Here is a 17,844-nt window from a genome sequence, read left to right on the forward strand (position 1 = left end):
TGTTTGCTGTTCTGTGCTATGAAGTGCGCATACGATGGCAAGATAGTAGAGGTGTAAGCAGCCCCTGATTTTTTAGGATAACAGCATATCTTGAGTTCATCATGACTATAATTCAAGCGTAGATTGTAATTATCAAATTTGGTAAAATGTATATTTTTTAATATTTGGTTGCTCATGGACGCTTTAGTACACTTTTTTAAGAAGTTACGAATACTCTTTTTTTTATTATTTGCTTTATTTCTTACTGCTTGTGTTAGCCATCCTCCTGCGGATGTAAATAATCTTTGTAATATATTTAGACAATACCCCAAATGGTATAAAGATGCCAAGGATGTTGAGCGCCGATGGAGAGTTCCTGTTCCAGTGCAAATGGCAATTATCCATCAAGAATCAAAATTTAATGCGCATGCACGGCCACCACGGCAGAAACTTTTTTGTATTATTCCATGGAAAAGACCTTCATCAGCTTATGGATATACCCAAGCATTGCATGGCACATGGAACCACTATAAACAAAGTTGTGGTGGATGGTTTGCCTCACGCAATGATTTTACTGATGGTGTAGATTTTATTGGTTGGTACGCAAATGAAGCGAATAAAAGAGCAAGAATCCCAAGAACAGATGCTTATTCACTTTATTTGGCTTATCATGAAGGTATAGGTGGTTATCAACGCAAAACTTATTTGAAAAAGGCATGGTTAATACCAGTTGCACGTAAAGTGAAAGCGCGTTCACAATTTTATGCAATGCAACTTAATTCATGTCGAAAAACGCTTGAATCAGGATCATGGTTTTAAAGTGTTTTAAAAAAGTATTTTGGTGCAGTATAAATTGGGCTGCATTTGAATTTATGGGGTTTAAAAGTAATAATATACTCAGTAATTAAAACTGATATAGATCACTAAGGAGTTTTTAATGCGATTAATGCTTTTGGGTGGGCCGGGTGCAGGAAAAGGAACCCAGGCTTTGCGTTTGATTGAACGTTATCAAATTCCGCAAATCTCCACAGGTGATATGCTGCGTGCAGCTATTGCACAAGGAACTCCCTTAGGACTGAGTGCCAAAAAAATTATGGAAACGGGTGGTCTGGTCTCCGATGATATTATTATTGGGTTAGTCAAAGAGCGTTTAAAAAAGAGTGATTGTGCTAATGGTTTTCTATTTGATGGTTTTCCCAGAACAATTGTACAGGCAGATGCTCTAAAGCAAGCAGAAATTTATTTAGATCATGTTATTGAAATTGATGTAGATGATGAAGAAATCATTAAGCGAATTAGTGGACGACGTATTCATCAACCTTCTGGTCGTGTTTATCATATCCAAAATCAACCGCCAAAACGTGATGGGGTAGATGATGTTACAGGTGAAGCTTTAATTCAACGCGAAGATGATAAAGAAGCAACTGTAAGAAAACGTTTGGAAGTTTATCGTAATCAAACAGCGCCTTTAGTTCATTACTATAAATCCTGGGCAGAGAGTGGTGCTCATGGTGCTCCTGAGTTTCATAGCATTAGTGGTGCTGGTGGTGTGGATGATGTATTTAAAAAAATTGTTAACTCTATCGAAGCTAAGGAAAAGATATGACCAGTCTCAATACAACCGGTTCAGAGTTCCAATCTTTAATTGATGATAATCAAATTGTCTTCATTGATTTTTGGGCAGACTGGTGTGCTCCATGTAAACAATTTTCTAAAGTTTATGAGCAAGTGGCTGAGCAGTTTCCAAATATAAAATTTGCAAAAGTAAATATCGAAGCAGAACAACAATTGTCTGATTTTTTTGAAATCCGCTCAATTCCGCATTTGATGGTATTCAAAGAAGGAATTGTTATTTATTCGAATGCTGGCAGTATGCCAGCTTCGACTCTCAAAGAATTGGTTGAACAAGCAGTGGCAGCAGATGTTAGTGCAATAAAAGCGGAGCTTGAGCAGAAGGATAAGAAGTGACCTTTGACAAATAGTTGCTCAACTCTTTCTTACCTGTTTCATCAATGACTAGATCAAGTTTTGTTCTTCGTTTGAGTATGTCATCACAATTTTGTGCCCATTCTTCTAAAATTAGGTAGTCTACTTCCGCCTGATAAAGATTGGTACAGTATTTTTTTCCTAGAGACTCTTTATTCGTGCAGGAGGAAAGGAATAGTTCTATGCGACTTCCATATGTTTGCAAATAACGATTAAGTAAGTCAGTGTCCAACCATTTATATTTTTCTTTAGCATAGTGAGCGTACTGCTCAAAATTCATTTGCTCATAAAATGCTCCTGGTAAGGGAGTTGTTGCCGTGTTTGAGGGGCCCATATGTGGAAATATTTTCTGGAGTTGATTTATCACTTCTTCTGCTAATTGTCGATAGGTGGTTATTTTTCCTCCATAAATCGTGACACTTGGTGCTGGTTTAAGATGAGTCTGATATGAATAGTCACGACTTAACGCTTTAGCATCTTTTTTTTCATTAGCGAGCAAAGCTCTGACACCACTCCAAGTATAGATAATATCCTTTTCGGATATTTTAGTTTTAAAATAAGCATTAACTAAATCAATCAAATAATGAATTTCTTCATCACTTATGACCGCATTACCTGGGTTACCAGTGAGTGGAATATCAGTTGTACCTATCATACTAAATCCATGATAGGGGATAACAAAAATGACACGTTTGTCCTGATGTTGTAACAAATATGCGTGATTACTCTCATAGATTTTAGGGACAATAATATGACTTCCCTTAATTAAACTGATTTTTTGACGATCTGGTGTGTGAGTGAGTTGCTCCACCGATTTAACCCATGGACCAGCTGCATTGATTACTGATTTGGCAGAGAGCGTATAGCTTGCGCCAACTTTAGGTTGTATCGTTAATTGCCATAAATTATTGACAACGTCAATGTGGGTTACAGTGGAGTGCGTTCTTATGCTGGCACCATGATTTTTTGCTTGGAGTGCATTTGCAATAGTTAGGCGAGCATCATCAGTTACTGCATCATAGAATAGGAAACCTCTATCTAATTTATTTATTAAAGGATCAAAATACTTCTCTTTATTTTTTCTAGAAATTGTTTTGCTCTTGGGGAGACGATTTTTGCTGCTTATATGATCATAAATAAAGAGGCCTAAACGTAAAAACCAAGCAGACCGCATATGCTTTTCATAAGGTAGAACCAACGCTTGAGGATGAACTAAATGTGGCGCTAGGTCTAGAAGCCGCTGTCTTTCGGTGATTGCTTTTTTAACCATTCCAAATTCATAGTTTTCTAAATATCTTAACCCACCATGAATTAGTTTTGTGCTGCTTGAGGAAGTTTTAGAGGCTAAATCATCTTGTTCCACAAGCACTACAGATAATCCTCTTAATGCTGCATCCGCAGCACAACCACAGCCATTGATGCCGCCACCGATAATTGCAACATCAAAAACCGAATTCATATTTTGGTCTCCACAAAAAAAGTATACACTAACAATATACACATAATAGTTGGGACAAGGAACTCTGCAACGATGAATTATTTACTTGCAATAGATCAAGGAACGAGCAGCACACGCGTTATGGTATACACCGTTCATGGTGAGTTAGTAACTTCCAGTCAATACCCATTAACTCAATATTATCCTCAAACAGGTTGGGTCGAGCACGATCCTGAAGAAATATGGGAAAAGACATTAGCGGCTATGCGTGATGTATTGTCACGAGTTCCTGTAGAACAAATAGTGACTTGCGGTCTAACAAATCAAAGGGAAACTACAGTAATCTGGAATAAAAAAACTGGAGCTTGTCTTGCACCAGCCATTGTATGGCAAGATCGCAGAACAGCCGAATATTGCAAGACATTGGTGGTTAATGAATCGATGATTCAAGAAAAAACGGGTTTAGTCCCTGATCCTTATTTTTCAGCAACTAAATTAAAGTGGCTTTTAGAAAATAACTCCGAAGCAAAAGAATTAGCAGATAAAGGGGATTTAGCCTTTGGTACGATTGATAGTTTCTTAATCTGGCGTTTAACTAAAGAACGTTTACATTTAACCGATGTGACTAATGCATCAAGGACCATGCTTTTTAATATTAAGGAGGAGCAATGGGATTTGGATTTATTGGATTATTTTAGAATTCCTGAGTCTGTTTTACCCAAGGTTTGTGCGAGCGATAGCCATTTCGGCCTGATTGACAAACAATGGCTGGGTATTGAGCTCCCGATCACCGGAGTTGCGGGCGATCAGCAGGCGGCCCTAATTGGTCAGGGTTGCTTCAATATTGGAATGGTAAAAGCAACTTTTGGAACAGGTGCGTTTTTACTATTGAATACAGGAAACAAAGCTGTTTTATCACAACATAAACTATTAACAACCATAGCATATAAGATAAAAGGACAAACAGTTTATGGATTGGAGGGCAGTATTTATCATGCTGGCACAACCGTCAAGTGGCTAAGAGATTCAATGAAGCTTATTGCTCATACTGATGAAACGGAAGTTTTAGCAGGCTCGTTAAATGGAAATGAAGGAGTTTATTTTGTTTCATCCTTTACAGGCTTAGGCGCCCCGCATTGGTTATCAGTCCCTGGTGCATCCATGGTTGGTTTAAGCTTATCCAGCAACAAAGCCCATTTTGCCAGAGCGGCATTGGAAGGGGTTTGTTATCAAACGCGTGAAGTATGTCTTTGTATGCGAGAAGACAGTCAATTGGATTTGTCACTTCTGCGTGTTGATGGAGGAATGGCTGTTAATCGATGGTTCTTACAATTTTTGGCAGATCAATGTCAATTACAAATACAAAAACCTAAAGATATCGAGACTACTGCTAAAGGGGCAGCAATATTAGCTGCGTTAGGATGTGGTGTTTATAATTCCTTAGATGAATTGCATGCAATCTGGGATGTGGAGCAAACATTTAATCCCCAAAGATCATTAGAGCAAGTAGAAATGGATTATCGTGGTTGGAAGCAGGCGTTGCAGAAAGTAAAGGGGTAGTTCAACAGTTTATATATTAAAAGGCTAGTGTATATTTGTAGTCCGGGTGAAACGCAGCGGCCCCGGGAAACGGTTTGACTATATTCCCGGGGCCGCTGCGTTTCACCCGGGCTAACCTAGCGCCCAGGATCCGTTTTCAGTTTTTAAGGTACATCTCTGGTTTTTTCACCAGTGTATAGCTGGCGTGGTCTACCAATTCTTGATTTGGTAGCAACCATTTCCATCCAATGACTCATCCATCCAACAGTACGAGCTAGAGCAAAAATTACCGTAAACATATTGGTTGGAATTCCTAGAGCACTTAAAGTCAGACCTGAATAGAAATCGACGTTGGGATAAAGTTTTTTCTCAACAAAGTAATCGTCTTCAAGAGCAATGCGTTCAAGCTCCATAGCAAGCTTAAATAATGGCTCATCTTTTGCACCTACTGTTTCTAAAACATCATGGCAGGTTTTGCGCATTACTTTTGCTCGTGGATCATAGCTCTTATAAACACGATGACCAAATCCCATAAGTCGGAAAGGATCATCTTTATCTTTTGCTCGTTTAATGTATTGTTGAATACGATCAACACTACCAATTTCTTTGAGCATGTTAAGGCAAGCCTCATTCGCACCACCATGTGCGGGTCCCCATAGTGCACCGATTCCTGCTGAAATGCATGCAAAAGGATTCGCACCTGTTGAGCCAGCAAGGCGAACAGTAGATGTTGATGCATTTTGCTCATGATCCGCATGTAGAATAAAGATAGTATCCATGGCACGGACTAACACAGGATTAGGTGTAGACTCTTCTGAGGGAACACTAAACATCATGTGCAAGAAGTTTTCAGCATATGACATTTTATTTTGCGGGTAAATATAAGGTAACCCTATAGAGTATTTATAACTCATCGCCGCAAAAGTAGGCATTTTAGCAACCATGCGAATTGCAGAAATAAAACGATCTTCGGCATTATTTAAATCCATGGTGTCATGATAGAAGGCTGATAGAGCGCCAACCATTCCTACCATAATTGCCATTGGATGCGCATCACGACGGAAACCATTTAAGAATTGATACATTTGTTGATGTACCATCGTGTGGTTGTTAATTAGGTTAACGAATTTTTTCTTTTCTTCAGCATTAGGTAATTCGCCGTTGAGTAAAAGATAGCTTACATCAAGAAAATCTTTTTTCTCAGCCAATTGCTCAATAGGGTAACCTCGATAGAGCAATATACCTTTGTCTCCATCTATATAGGTAATTTTAGATTCACAGGAGGCAGTAGATAAAAAACCTTGATCAAAGGTAAAGACACCGCTTGCGCCCAGTTGTGTGATATCAATCACATCATTCCCTAGGGTAGGTGTATATACTGGTAATTCAAGCGGCTCTTGTCCTTCAAGGCTAAGTTTAGCTGTTTTTTTTGTCATTGCTTCTCCTGATAAAGGATTCATATTGATTGTGCGTGGCACTATATACAAAATGAGCACTTACAGTCAATTTTATTATGGTTTAGAATTTTAAAGAATGACAGCAAAAAAATAATAATTTTGTTCTGTCTGTGGGTATGACTTAGGTTTGGCTCATATTTAATTGTTTATCTCTGGAAATTACGGCATTTCAGTGTCTTCCTAGGGCCACATTTTAGGATAGATGATTTAATTAAATCCGTCTCTGTGGTATTCTTTATTATTAAAATTTATCGTCAAGGATACGTCCAAACTATGGTTTATCTAGCTAAAGAAGTCTTGCCTGTTAATATTGAAGATGAATTAAAACAATCCTATCTTGATTATGCGATGAGTGTCATTGTGGGCAGGGCTTTGCCTGATGTGCGTGATGGCCTGAAACCAGTGCATCGACGTGTGCTTTATGCAATGAGTGAATTAGGTAATGACTGGAATAAACCCTATAAAAAATCGGCGCGTGTTGTCGGGGATGTAATCGGTAAATACCATCCTCATGGTGACACGGCAGTTTACGATACTATAGTTCGGATGGCGCAGCCTTTCTCGATGCGTTATCTTTTGGTCGATGGGCAAGGTAACTTTGGTTCCGTAGATGGTGATGCACCTGCGGCAATGCGATATACCGAAGTACGCATGTCTAAGGTGGCTCATGCTTTATTAGCTGATCTGGAAAAAGAAACCGTAGATTTTAGCCCTAACTACGATGAAACCGAATTCGCTCCTGTAGTTTTGCCCTCACGCGTACCTAACCTGCTTGTTAACGGTTCTTCTGGTATTGCTGTGGGTATGGCAACTAATATTCCTCCACATAACCTTACCGAGGTTATTAATGCGTGCATTGCTTTAGTTGATGATCCAGAACTGAGTCTTGATGACATTATGGAGATTATTCCAGGTCCTGATTTTCCAACAGCAGCCATTATTAATGGAAGGGCAGGAATTATTCAAGGTTATCGCACAGGGAAGGGGCGCGTTATTATTCGTGCGCGAACAGAAATTGAAACCGACGAAGACACTGGGCGTCAGGCCATTATTATTAATGAACTTCCTTATCAAGTAAATAAAGCCCGTTTGGTAGAGCGTATCGCTGAATTGGTCCGTGATAAAAAGATTGAAGGGATTTCGGGACTTAGAGATGAGTCAGACAAACAAGGTATGCGCGTTGTTATCGAGTTAAAACGCAATGAAGTGGCTGATGTCATATTAAATAATTTATATGCACACACGCAAATGCAAAATGTGTTTGGAATCAATATGGTTGCTTTAGTTGATGGACAACCACGCACATTGAACTTGAAACAAATTCTTGAATACTTTATTAAACATCGACGTGAAGTAGTCACTCGAAGAACCCTGTTTGAACTGAAAAAAGCACGTAACCGCGCTCATTTATTGGAAGGTTTGGGTATTGCATTAGCTAATATTGATGAAATGATTGCTTTAATTAAACAATCACCAACACCACAAGATGCAAAAGAAGCCTTACTCGCTAAATTATGGGCACCAGGCATGGTTAAGACGATGCTGGACAGAGCAGGCTCTGATGCATCACGTCCTGATGATTTAACTGCTGAGTTTGGTATGGGGGCAAGTGGATATAAATTATCAGAAGCTCAAGCCCAGGCTATTTTAGAATTAAGACTTCATCGTTTAACGGCACTGGAACAAGATAAAATTTTAGGTGAATTCGAAGAGCTATTGCAGCTAATTCGCGGGTTATTGGAAATCTTGGCTTCACCAGAGCGACTTATGCAAGTGATTCGTGATGAACTTCTTGAGATTAAAACTCAGTTTGGTGACGAGCGTCGCACTGAAATTACCGCATCACAAGAAGATTTAACTATTGAAGATTTGATTACTGAAGAGAATGTAGTAGTAACCCTGTCACACCAAGGTTATGTGAAATACCAGCCACTTACTGCATATCAGGCTCAGCGCCGCGGTGGAAAAGGTAAGTCCGCAACAAATGTTAAAGATGAAGATTTTGTTTCACGGCTCGTGATTGCAAGTACTCATGACACGTTACTTTGTTTCTCTAACCATGGAAAACTCTACTGGTTAAAAGCATATCAGCTTCCATTAGCCAGTCGTATTTCCCGAGGTCGTCCAATTATTAATATTTTACCACTTGCTGAAGGCGAAGAAATTAACGCGATGTTGCCAGTTAGAGAATATCAGGAAGGTTATTATGTGTTCATGGCTACTAAAAAGGGAACAGTTAAAAAAGTGCCTTTAAATGCGTTTAGTAGACCCAGATCAAATGGAATTATTGCTGTGGATCTCGATGAAGATGATAGCTTAGTCGGCGTTGATATCACCGATGGTAGTAAAGATATTATGCTATTTACTGATGCCGGCAAGGTAGTCCGTTTTGATGAAAGCAAAGTTCGGCCAATGGGACGTACCGCTCGTGGTGTACGAGGTATTCGTATAGAAGAAAGTCAGGCGGTAATTTCTTTAGTTGTCGCCCATTCAGATGCAACTATACTAACTGCAACAGAAAATGGATACGGTAAACGTACTTCAATAGAAGAGTATCGTGTTTCTGGGCGTGGTGGTCAAGGAGTGATTTCTATTCAGGTAACTGAACGTAATGGTAAAGTAGTTCGCTCAGTACAAGTGACTGATGCTGATGAAGCTATGCTTATAACAGATAAAGGTACATTGGTACGCTTTAGGATAAATGAGCTGTCGGTGATTGGTCGAAATACACAAGGGGTTCGATTAATTAATGTCAGCGCAGGCGAGAAAGTTGTTGGTATGCAAAAAATTGAAGATTTGGGTGAGGATTCCAATGAATCCGATGGCATAACTGAAATTGAAGAAAATGACGATGACAACTCGAGTTTATAATTTTGGTGCGGGTCCTGCAATGCTTCCTGAGGCCATACTTAAGGACGCTCAGGAAGAATTTCTTGATTGGCAAAACCTAGGGGTTTCTGTACTCGAAGTAGGACATCGTAGTCCTGAGTTTTCGACTCTTTTAAATCATGCAGAGCAATCTTTAAGAGAGTTACTCTTTATACCCGAAAATTACCAAGTTCTATTTTTGGGAGGGGCCGCGCGAACTCAGTTTGCTATGATTCCAATGAATTTTTTATATCCAGATGAACAGGCCGGCTATTTAGTTTCTGGAATATGGTCGCATATGGCTCTTGCTGAAGCACAGTATTTAAAAAAGGCATATTGTGTCGCCAGTGGCGAGGAAAGTGGCTATAAAACATTCCCTGCGCCGAAAACTTGGGATATAAAAGAAAACACAACTTATGTTTATTACACTCCGAATGAAACCGTTAATGGAGTTCGGTTCCCTTATGTTCCTAAAACCAAGGGAATTACACTTATTGCGGATATGACTTCTGCTCTGCTTACTGAACCTATAGATGTCAAAAACTTCGGTTTAATTTTTGCAGGAGCCCAGAAAAATATAGCAAATGCTGGGTTAACTATAGTCATTGTTAGAGATGATCTACTAGAGAGAATGCCAGTCCCTAATGTACCGACTATGTTAAATTATAAGATACAAGCAGAACATCATTCACTTTATGCAACCGCGCCAGTTTTTAACTGCTATTTGGCTGATAAAATGTTTGATTGGGTAAAAAAACAAGGTGGTGTTGAAGAGATATATAAGCTTAACTGTCAAAAAGCAGCTAAGTTGTATCAATACTTGGACAGCACAGATTTTTATACTACGAATATAGATCCTGAAGTACGCTCTATTGTTAATATTTGTTTCTCACTTAAAAATGATAAATTAGAGAATGAATTTCTTCGGTTAGCAGAACTACGGGGTCTATATGCTTTAAAAGGACATCGCGCTGTGGGGGGAATGCGCGCCAGTCTTTATAATGCAATGCCAATGGCTGGAGTTGATGCGCTCGTAGAGTTCATGTCTGAATTTGCAAAGGAAAATAGTCGGTGAGAATACACAATTTCATAAGCAAACCCGTCCAGTCAATAAAAGGTGAAATCACAGTACCCGGTGATAAATCAATTTCACATCGTTCTATTATTTTTGGTTCTATAGCTAAAGGAACAACCATTATTAATGGATTTCTTGATGGCGATGACTGTATGGCGACCTTGAAAGCATTTCAAGCTATGGGTGTCACAATAGAAGGGCCTGATGAGCAGCAAGTTGTAATCTATGGTGTTGGAAAGCATGGATTACAGAAGCCGAAAGAGATTATTGATTGTGGAAATTCTGGAACCAGCATGCGCTTATTGGCAGGGTTATTGGCTGCACAATCATTTGATAGTCAATTGACCGGTGATGAGAGCTTATTAAAAAGACCTATGTTACGGATTAGTAAACCATTAACACAAATGGGTGCTGATATCTCTACCGTGGATGGTAAACCGCCTATTTCAATTAGAGGTGGAAAAGAACTGCATGGAATTCATTATGTAATGCCTGAAGCAAGCGCCCAGGTAAAGTCATGCATTTTGTTGGCAGGACTTTATGCTCAAGGAGAGACGCGAATTACTGAAACAGGTGTGAGTCGTGATCATACAGAACTGATGCTCAAATATTTCTCTTATCCGGTGCATCACAAAGACAATACTCTAGTTATTAATGCTGCAAATGAATGTTTGGGGACTGAAATTTTTGTTCCTGGAGATATTTCCTCATCGGCATTTTTCATTGTTGCAGCTACGATTATTCCTGGGTCTGATGTACTCATTCGTAATGTTGGTATTAATCCAACACGTACAGGAATCATTCATATATTGCTGGAAATGGGTGGCAACATAACTCTTTTAAATCAGCGACAACTAGGAGAGGAATGGGTTGCTGATTTACGTGTTAAATATGCGCCGTTGAAGGGAATTAATATAGGTGCGAATATGGTTCCACTTGCAATCGATGAGTTTCCTGCTATTTTTATAGCCGCTGCATGTGCTCAAGGACAAACTACATTACATGGAGCAAGTGAATTACGTTTTAAAGAAAGTGATCGCATTGCTACAATGGTTGATGGTCTAAAAAAATTAGGTATTCGCGCGGAAGCATTAGATGATGGCGCACTGATTGAGGGTGGAGTGATACGTGGAGGTACTGTTGAAAGTAGTGGTGATCATCGTATTGCCATGTCTTTTGCAATTGCTGGAGCTATAGCTAGTGATCCGGTTACGATCAAAAATTGTGCCAATGTAGCCACCTCATTTCCTTTGTTTGTAGATACAGCAAGGGAACTTCAACTTCAAATAGAGGAATTTGTTGATAATGTACGATGACGCTGTACCTGTAATAACCCTAGACGGACCAAGTGGAACTGGTAAAGGAACTATATGTCAATTACTTGCAAAACATCTTAAATGGAATATGCTTGATAGCGGTGCGATTTATCGCGTGCTCGCTTATGCAGCAAGAAAAAATAAGATAGATTTTCATGAAATAGGACAATTAACTGCCCTAGCACGTTCCTTAAATTTACGTTTTGTATCGTCTGATGATTATGGGACACGGACCATTTTGGACGATGAAGACATCAGCTTAGCAATTCGCAGTGAACAATGTGGACAAGATGCATCTCAAATTGCCGCAATTCAAGAAGTAAGACAGGCTTTACTTGAGCGTCAACGTAATTTTGCCCAGGCTCCTGGTCTGGTTACGGATGGTCGAGATATGGGTACGGTGGTTTTTCCAGAGGCTGTTTTGAAGGTTTTTTTATATGCAAGTGAAGAAGAAAGAGCAAATAGACGATATTTACAGTTGAAAGAAAAAGAAATTAATGTTAGCCTCGCGCACGTTGTAGAAGAATTGGCTAAACGTGACGTAAGGGATACTGGTCGTACGCATGCGCCTTTAAGACCTGCAGATGATGCAGTGCAAATTGATACAACCAGCTTATCCATTGTACAAGTGTTCAATATTGTATTAGAATTAGTTAATGAACGTTTGTACAATAAATAAGTGTTTGTTAGGGGAAAGATGAGTGGAACTCATTCTTTCATTTTTTTACTAAAGAGTTTATTAACATGTCTGAAAGTTTCAAAGAATTGTTTGAGCAAAGTATTGCCGGCGCTCAATTTTATCCAGGTGCCATTATTAATGCCAAGGTTATCGGTATCGATAGTGATTTTGTCATTTTAAATGCTGGTCTAAAGTCTGAAGGTATTGTTCCTAAAGAAGAATTTTATGACAAAGATGGCGCATTGGAAGTTAGCCTGGGAGATACTGTTGAAGTAGCGCTGGATTCTGTTGAAGACGGCTACGGCGAGACGCTCCTTTCAAGAGAAAAAGCAAAACGTCAGGAAGCTTGGCGAAAATTATCTAAATCACATGAAAACAATGAAACAGTTACCGGTCTTATTTCTGGAAAAGTTAAAGGCGGATTTACTGTTGAAATTGGTACTATTCGCGCCTTCTTACCTGGTTCATTAGTAGACGTCAGACCTGTAAGAGATCCTTCATATCTTGAAGGAAAAGAGCTTGAATTCAAAGTAATTAAAATGGATTTAAAGCGCAACAATATCGTTGTATCACGTCGTGCAGTTGTTGAAGAAGAAAGTAGTGCAGACAGACAAGCATTGCTTGAATCACTGCATGAAGGCCAAGAACTCCATGGTATTGTTAAAAACCTTACCGATTATGGTGCATTTATTGATTTGGGCGGCATAGATGGCTTGCTACACATCACTGATATTTCATGGAAGCGTGTAAAACATCCAAGTGAAGTATTATCAGTTGGTCAAGACGTAAAAGTAAAAGTATTAAGCTTTGATAGCGAAAGAAACCGTGTTTCTTTAGGCATGAAACAATTAGGTAACGATCCTTGGGTTGATCTGGTAGAGCGTTATCCTATAGGCAAGAAATTACAAGGTAAAGTAACTAATATTACTGATTATGGTTGCTTTGTTGAAATAGAAGAAGGCGTTGAAGGTTTGGTTCACATGTCAGAGATGGATTGGACTAACAAAAACGTACATCCAAGTAAAGTAGTTTCTTTGGGTGATGTTGTTGATGTTATGGTTCTTGAAATTGATGAAGAACGACGTCGTATTTCTTTAGGTATGAAGCAATGTGTTGGTAATCCATGGCAACAATTTGCTGCATCTCATAATAAAGGCCAAAAAGTTAGTGGTAAGATTCGTTCAATCACTGATTTCGGAATATTCATTGGCCTTGATGGGGATATTGATGGCTTGGTTCATCTCTCTGATATTTCCTGGACTGTTGCTGGCGAAGAGGCAGTAAAACAGTTTAAGAAAGGACAAGAGTTAGAAGCAGTTATTCTTGCTATTGACCCTGAGCGTGAGCGAATTTCTTTAGGTATCAAGCAACTTGAAGGTGATAACTTTACAAGTTTTGTTGATGAGTACACTAAAGGTGCTATCGTTAAAGGTACTGTTGTATCCGTTGATGCTAAAACAGTTACTGTAGCATTGGCAGATGACATTACTGGTACTATTCGTGCAAGCGAACTTTCTGATGAGCGTGTTGATGATGCTACTACTCTGGTCAAAGAAGGCGACGAGATTGAAGCAAAAATCATAAATGTTGACCGTAAAAATCGTTCAATTACTCTTTCAGTAAAAGCGAAAGATGCTCAAGATGAAGCGGATGCTATCAAGAAATACTCTAGAACCGAAGGTGCGTCTACAACAACCTTAGGTGATTTGTTGAAAGAAAAAATGGCAAGTAAAGAAAGTGATTAATCACTTTCTTGTCTAACATAGTAAAAAGCGTAGATTTTTCTACGCTTTTTTGTTTGTATCTATTTAAAATAGCTTGGGTGAGGCGAAGTGAGCCCAAGTTTATGATATGATATCCTTCTGGAAACTCCAGATTTTTTACTTCGCATTATCCAGGCAACAAAAAGGAAAAATTCATGCGCTTATTAATGCTGGTTATTTATATACTTCTCATTATTATTGGCGTTAGTTTTGCTGCACTAAATGCTACTTCGGTAGATGTAAATTTTTATTTTAAAACGATATCTATGCCTATCTCAGTTTTAATGACGATTATGCTGGGCATCGGTATTTTAGTAGGCTTTATACTTTTTGTTGGGCGATATTTGCGCCTAAAAGCGGAATGCCATAAGATTAAAAATCAATTAAAATTAACTGAAAAAGAAATAAAAAACTTGCGATCAATCCCATTACAAGACCAGCATTAATTTTTTTGTTATTATACGGTCTAATATGCACAGAGGAGGGTAATAATGATTGATTTATGGCCATTACTATTGCCTGCTGCTGCTTGGTCAGGTTGGTGGATGGCAAATCGAAGTAAACCCAAAGAAGATCCAACCGTTTATAATCGTTTATCCCGTGAATACGTTGTCGGACTTAATTATCTCTTAAATGAGCAATCAGATAAGGCCGTTGATATTTTTATTAAATTATTAGAAGTTGACAGCGACACGGTAGAAACCCATCTTGCTTTGGGAAGTTTATTCAGACGCCGTGGCGAGGTTGATCGAGCTATCCGAATTCATCAAAATTTAATTGCAAGACCCCAGCTAAGCATTATACAAAGAAAAGAGTCTTTAATGGCACTTGGCCAAGATTATATGAGTGCTGGCTTATTTGATCGGGCAGAACGAATTTTTTTAGAAGTTGTAGAGCTAGGTGGGTCTAAAGAAACGTGTAGTTTGCATGGCCTATTAGCAATTTATCAGCAGGAAAAAGCATGGGAAAAGGCTTTAGATGTAGTTAAAAAATTGGAAATTTCAACTGGAACAAGTTTTCATAATCAAGCAGCCCATTATTATTGTGAAATGGCCAGTCAGGCATTAAAAACTAACGCAATTGATAGAGCCGCATACTGTATTAAACAGGCTATAGCTGTCGATAATGAATCTGTGCGTGCCAGTTTGATGAATGCAAGCCTTGAAATGAAAGAAGGGCGTTATAAACAAGCAATTCGCTCATTAAAACGTATTCCGCAGCAAGATGCAGATTTTTTAACGGAAATTATCGAGCCTTTAGTAATATGTCACAAAGAACTAAATACAATGGATGAGTGTGTTAAGTATCTTGAACAGACTTTAGAAAATAATCCCAGAGCCTCAGTAATTTTTGTTATTGCAGAGTATTTAAGACAGCAAAAAAATATGGATGCGGCTATAGATTTTGTAGCCGATAATTTAGGCAAGCATCCATCAATAAGGGGTTTAAATCAGTTAATTTATTGGCATCTAGAGTCTGCTCACGGGAAAGTTCGTGACAAATTACAAATGCTTCATGATATAACGAGTAAATTTTTAGATAATAAGCCAGTTTATCGATGTAATCATTGTGGTTTTGGTGGCAAGCATCTGCATTGGCATTGTCCCAGTTGTAAAAACTGGGGAAGAATGAAACCTGTCCATGGTTTGGAAGGATATTAACTAATTTTAAGAGATTATGATGCAATTTATCGATTTAAAAAAACAATATTCAATAATAGAAAACGAAATTCTGACAAGCATTAAAAACGTTTTAAATCATGGCCAGTACATTATGGGGCCTGAAATTACCCAGCTTGAAAAGCAATTGGCTGATTTTATAGGGGTAAAGCATGTCATTGTCAATTCGAGTGGAACAGATGCCTTATTAATGGCATTAATGGCTTTGGAAATTCAGCCCGGAGATGAAGTTATTACAACTCCTTTTAGTTTTTTTGCTACCACAGAAGTAATTGGACTTTGCCAGGCTAAACCTGTTTTTGTGGATATTGATCCGCTTACCTATAATATGGATCCGAGTAAACTCGAGGCCGCAATTACCAGTAAAACTAAGGCAATAATGCCTGTTGGATTGTACGGCCAATGTTCTGAGCATGATGAAATTAATGCCATTGCTGCTCATTATGGGATTCCAGTAATTGAAGATGCAGCACAAAGCTTCGGTGCAACTTATAAAGGTAACTATTCGTGTAATTTATCAACAATTGGATGTACTAGCTTTTTCCCATCCAAACCTTTAGGTGGATATGGGGATTCAGGAGCGTGCTTTACCAATGATGATGCTTTAGCGCAAAAACTCATTGAAATAAGAATTCATGGTCAAAATGCGCGTTATTGCCATAATCGCATAGGTATTAATGGACGTATGGATACCATTCAGGCTGCTGTTTTAATTGAAAAGCTGAAACTGTTCCCAGATGAAATCATTATGCGTCAAAGGGTTGCTAAGGCTTATGACCATATGCTTTCGCCATTAGTCAAAACACCTTTTATTCATAGTCATAACACCAGTGTTTATGCTCAATACACCATTGAAGTAAACAATCGAGATGCTTTTCAAAAGGCAATGAGCGAAGCAGGAATTCCAACTGCAGTCCATTATCCAGTACCGTTGCACCAACAAGCGGCCATGGCATATTTAGGTTACACAGTTGGTGATTTTCCTCATGCTGAATATGCAAGTAGTCGGGTTATTAGTTTACCTATGCATCCTTATTTGCAAGAAGCAGAACAAATGAAAATTGTTGCAGCGGTTAAAAACGCTCTAACAGTGCACGAAGAAGAGGCTATAGCATAAATGACACCTAAATTAATTGTTGCGCTTGATTTTGATAGCGAGCATGATGCTTTAAGTCTAATTGATAAGCTTGATCCAAGAAGTTGTGCTTTAAAAGTAGGTAGCGAGCTTTTTACTTTATTTGGCACTCATTTAGTAAGGCAATTGGTGCAGAAACAATTTAAGGTTTTTTTGGATCTGAAATTTCATGACATTCCTAATACCGTTGCAAAAGCTTGTATGGCAGGGGCTGAATTAGGTGTATGGATGATGAATGTTCATGCTTCTGGCGGGATGGCTATGATGCAGGCAGCACGAAAAGCAATTGATGCTTATGGTGCTGCTCGACCAATCTTAATTGCGGTAACTGTTTTAACTAGTTTTAATCAGAACGAATTAACTTCTATTGGGATCAATACACCGATTGTTGACCACGTAAATAAACTGGCAATTTTAACTAAAGAATCAGGTTTAGATGGGGTGGTTTGTTCCGCTCAAGAAGTTAACGTAATAAAAAGAGAGTGTGGTAATCAATTTATTACTGTTACTCCCGGAATTAGGCTTACAAGTGATTCAAAGGATGATCAATCAAGAGTGTTAACCCCCAAACAAGCCATTGCAGAAGGTAGTGATTATTTAGTCATAGGACGTCCCATCACCCAAGCATCAAATCCAGAAGCAGTTGTTGCAGAAATTCTAAAAAGTATTCAATAGTCATCAACTCGTTTTCCTTAACCTCCGGGTCGCATAAGCTGATATCAGGAGGTCTCTTTCACCTTCAATCACGTCAGAAAAGTGTAATTTTTGATTAATTAGTGCTATTTAATTTCTGATAAATTTGTGTTAATTATATTTGTGATGGTTAAAAATAATAAAACAGAGGATTAGCCAACTCAATTAAATACATCGGTACTAAAAAATAAAAACTCGAGTTAAGTAAAAACGAAATTTCAGCAGAGCAGGGAGCCC

Annotated in this window: 15 protein-coding genes; 13 read left to right on the top strand and 2 right to left on the bottom strand. The window is 38.6% G+C overall.

Annotation, left to right across the window (positions count from 1 at the left end):
• Positions 1-174 precede the first annotated feature (174 nt).
• The 3 genes from Lste_RS06265 (at position 175) to Lste_RS06275 (ending at position 1,947) form a co-directional block, all read left to right on the top strand.
• On the top strand, positions 175-798 hold the full coding sequence (locus Lste_RS06265) for a transglycosylase SLT domain-containing protein (RefSeq protein ID WP_058510196.1): 624 nt from the start codon (positions 175-177) through the stop codon (positions 796-798).
• A gap of 118 nt (positions 799-916) precedes the next feature.
• Positions 917-1,585, top strand: a complete 669-nt coding sequence (gene adk, locus Lste_RS06270) for an adenylate kinase (RefSeq protein ID WP_058510197.1) — start codon at positions 917-919, stop codon at positions 1,583-1,585.
• Positions 1,582-1,947 carry a thioredoxin family protein gene (locus tag Lste_RS06275; protein ID WP_058510198.1) on the top strand — a complete coding sequence of 122 codons (366 nt, stop codon included), beginning with the start codon at positions 1,582-1,584 and terminating at the stop codon, positions 1,945-1,947. The genes adk and Lste_RS06275 overlap by 4 nt, the downstream gene beginning before the upstream one ends.
• Here the strand turns inward: Lste_RS06275 and glpD are convergent.
• Positions 1,904-3,424 carry a glycerol-3-phosphate dehydrogenase gene (gene glpD, locus Lste_RS06280; RefSeq protein WP_058510199.1) on the bottom strand — a complete coding sequence of 507 codons (1,521 nt, stop codon included), beginning with the start codon at positions 3,422-3,424 and terminating at the stop codon, positions 1,904-1,906. The two genes, Lste_RS06275 and glpD, sit on opposite strands and share 44 nt — an antisense overlap.
• A 72-nt stretch (positions 3,425-3,496) precedes the next feature.
• On the opposite strand from glpD, the gene glpK reads away from it, so the two are divergent.
• On the top strand, positions 3,497-4,963 hold the full coding sequence (glpK, locus tag Lste_RS06285) for a glycerol kinase GlpK (RefSeq protein ID WP_058510200.1): 1,467 nt from the start codon (positions 3,497-3,499) through the stop codon (positions 4,961-4,963).
• 143 nt (positions 4,964-5,106) lie between these two features.
• Here the strand turns inward: glpK and gltA are convergent, their stop codons facing one another.
• Positions 5,107-6,378: a citrate synthase gene (gltA, locus tag Lste_RS06290; RefSeq protein WP_058510201.1), complete on the bottom strand. Its 1,272-nt coding sequence runs from the start codon at positions 6,376-6,378 to the stop codon at positions 5,107-5,109.
• 294 nt (positions 6,379-6,672) lie between these two features.
• Between gltA and gyrA the strand changes: the two genes are divergently transcribed.
• From gyrA to pyrF, 9 genes are all read left to right on the top strand, one after another.
• Complete coding sequence (gene gyrA, locus Lste_RS06295; RefSeq protein ID WP_058510202.1) at positions 6,673-9,270, top strand: DNA gyrase subunit A; 2,598 nt, start codon at positions 6,673-6,675, stop codon at positions 9,268-9,270.
• Entirely contained in the window at positions 9,251-10,342 is a 1,092-nt protein-coding gene (gene serC / locus Lste_RS06300; protein ID WP_058510203.1) for a 3-phosphoserine/phosphohydroxythreonine transaminase, read from the top strand. Before gyrA ends, serC begins: the two co-directional genes overlap by 20 nt.
• Positions 10,339-11,658: a 3-phosphoshikimate 1-carboxyvinyltransferase gene (aroA, locus tag Lste_RS06305; RefSeq protein WP_058510204.1), complete on the top strand. Its 1,320-nt coding sequence runs from the start codon at positions 10,339-10,341 to the stop codon at positions 11,656-11,658. The genes serC and aroA overlap by 4 nt, the downstream gene beginning before the upstream one ends.
• Positions 11,648-12,337 (top strand): (d)CMP kinase, encoded by a 690-nt coding sequence (gene cmk / locus Lste_RS06310; protein WP_058510205.1) that lies wholly within the window; start codon positions 11,648-11,650, stop codon positions 12,335-12,337. Before aroA ends, cmk begins: the two co-directional genes overlap by 11 nt.
• A 65-nt stretch (positions 12,338-12,402) precedes the next feature.
• Positions 12,403-14,082, top strand: coding sequence for a 30S ribosomal protein S1 (gene rpsA, locus Lste_RS06315; RefSeq protein ID WP_058510206.1), 1,680 nt, complete (start codon positions 12,403-12,405; stop codon positions 14,080-14,082).
• A 173-nt stretch (positions 14,083-14,255) separates the two neighbouring features.
• Positions 14,256-14,546, top strand: coding sequence for a lipopolysaccharide assembly protein LapA domain-containing protein (locus tag Lste_RS06320; protein WP_058510207.1), 291 nt, complete (start codon positions 14,256-14,258; stop codon positions 14,544-14,546).
• Between the two features lie 45 nt (positions 14,547-14,591).
• Entirely contained in the window at positions 14,592-15,761 is a 1,170-nt protein-coding gene (gene lapB / locus Lste_RS06325) for a lipopolysaccharide assembly protein LapB (protein WP_058510208.1), read from the top strand.
• Positions 15,762-15,780: 19 nt separating this feature from the next.
• The gene (locus Lste_RS06330; RefSeq protein ID WP_058510209.1) at positions 15,781-16,896 is read left to right on the top strand and encodes a DegT/DnrJ/EryC1/StrS family aminotransferase; all 1,116 of its coding nucleotides are present in this window, start codon (positions 15,781-15,783) and stop codon (positions 16,894-16,896) included.
• Complete coding sequence (pyrF, locus tag Lste_RS06335; RefSeq protein ID WP_058510210.1) at positions 16,897-17,589, top strand: orotidine-5'-phosphate decarboxylase; 693 nt, start codon at positions 16,897-16,899, stop codon at positions 17,587-17,589.
• The last annotated feature ends 255 nt before the right edge of the window (positions 17,590-17,844 follow it).

It is taken from the genome of Legionella steelei, from assembly GCF_001468005.1.
In the GTDB taxonomy this organism is placed as follows: Bacteria; Pseudomonadota; Gammaproteobacteria; order Legionellales; family Legionellaceae; genus Legionella; species Legionella steelei.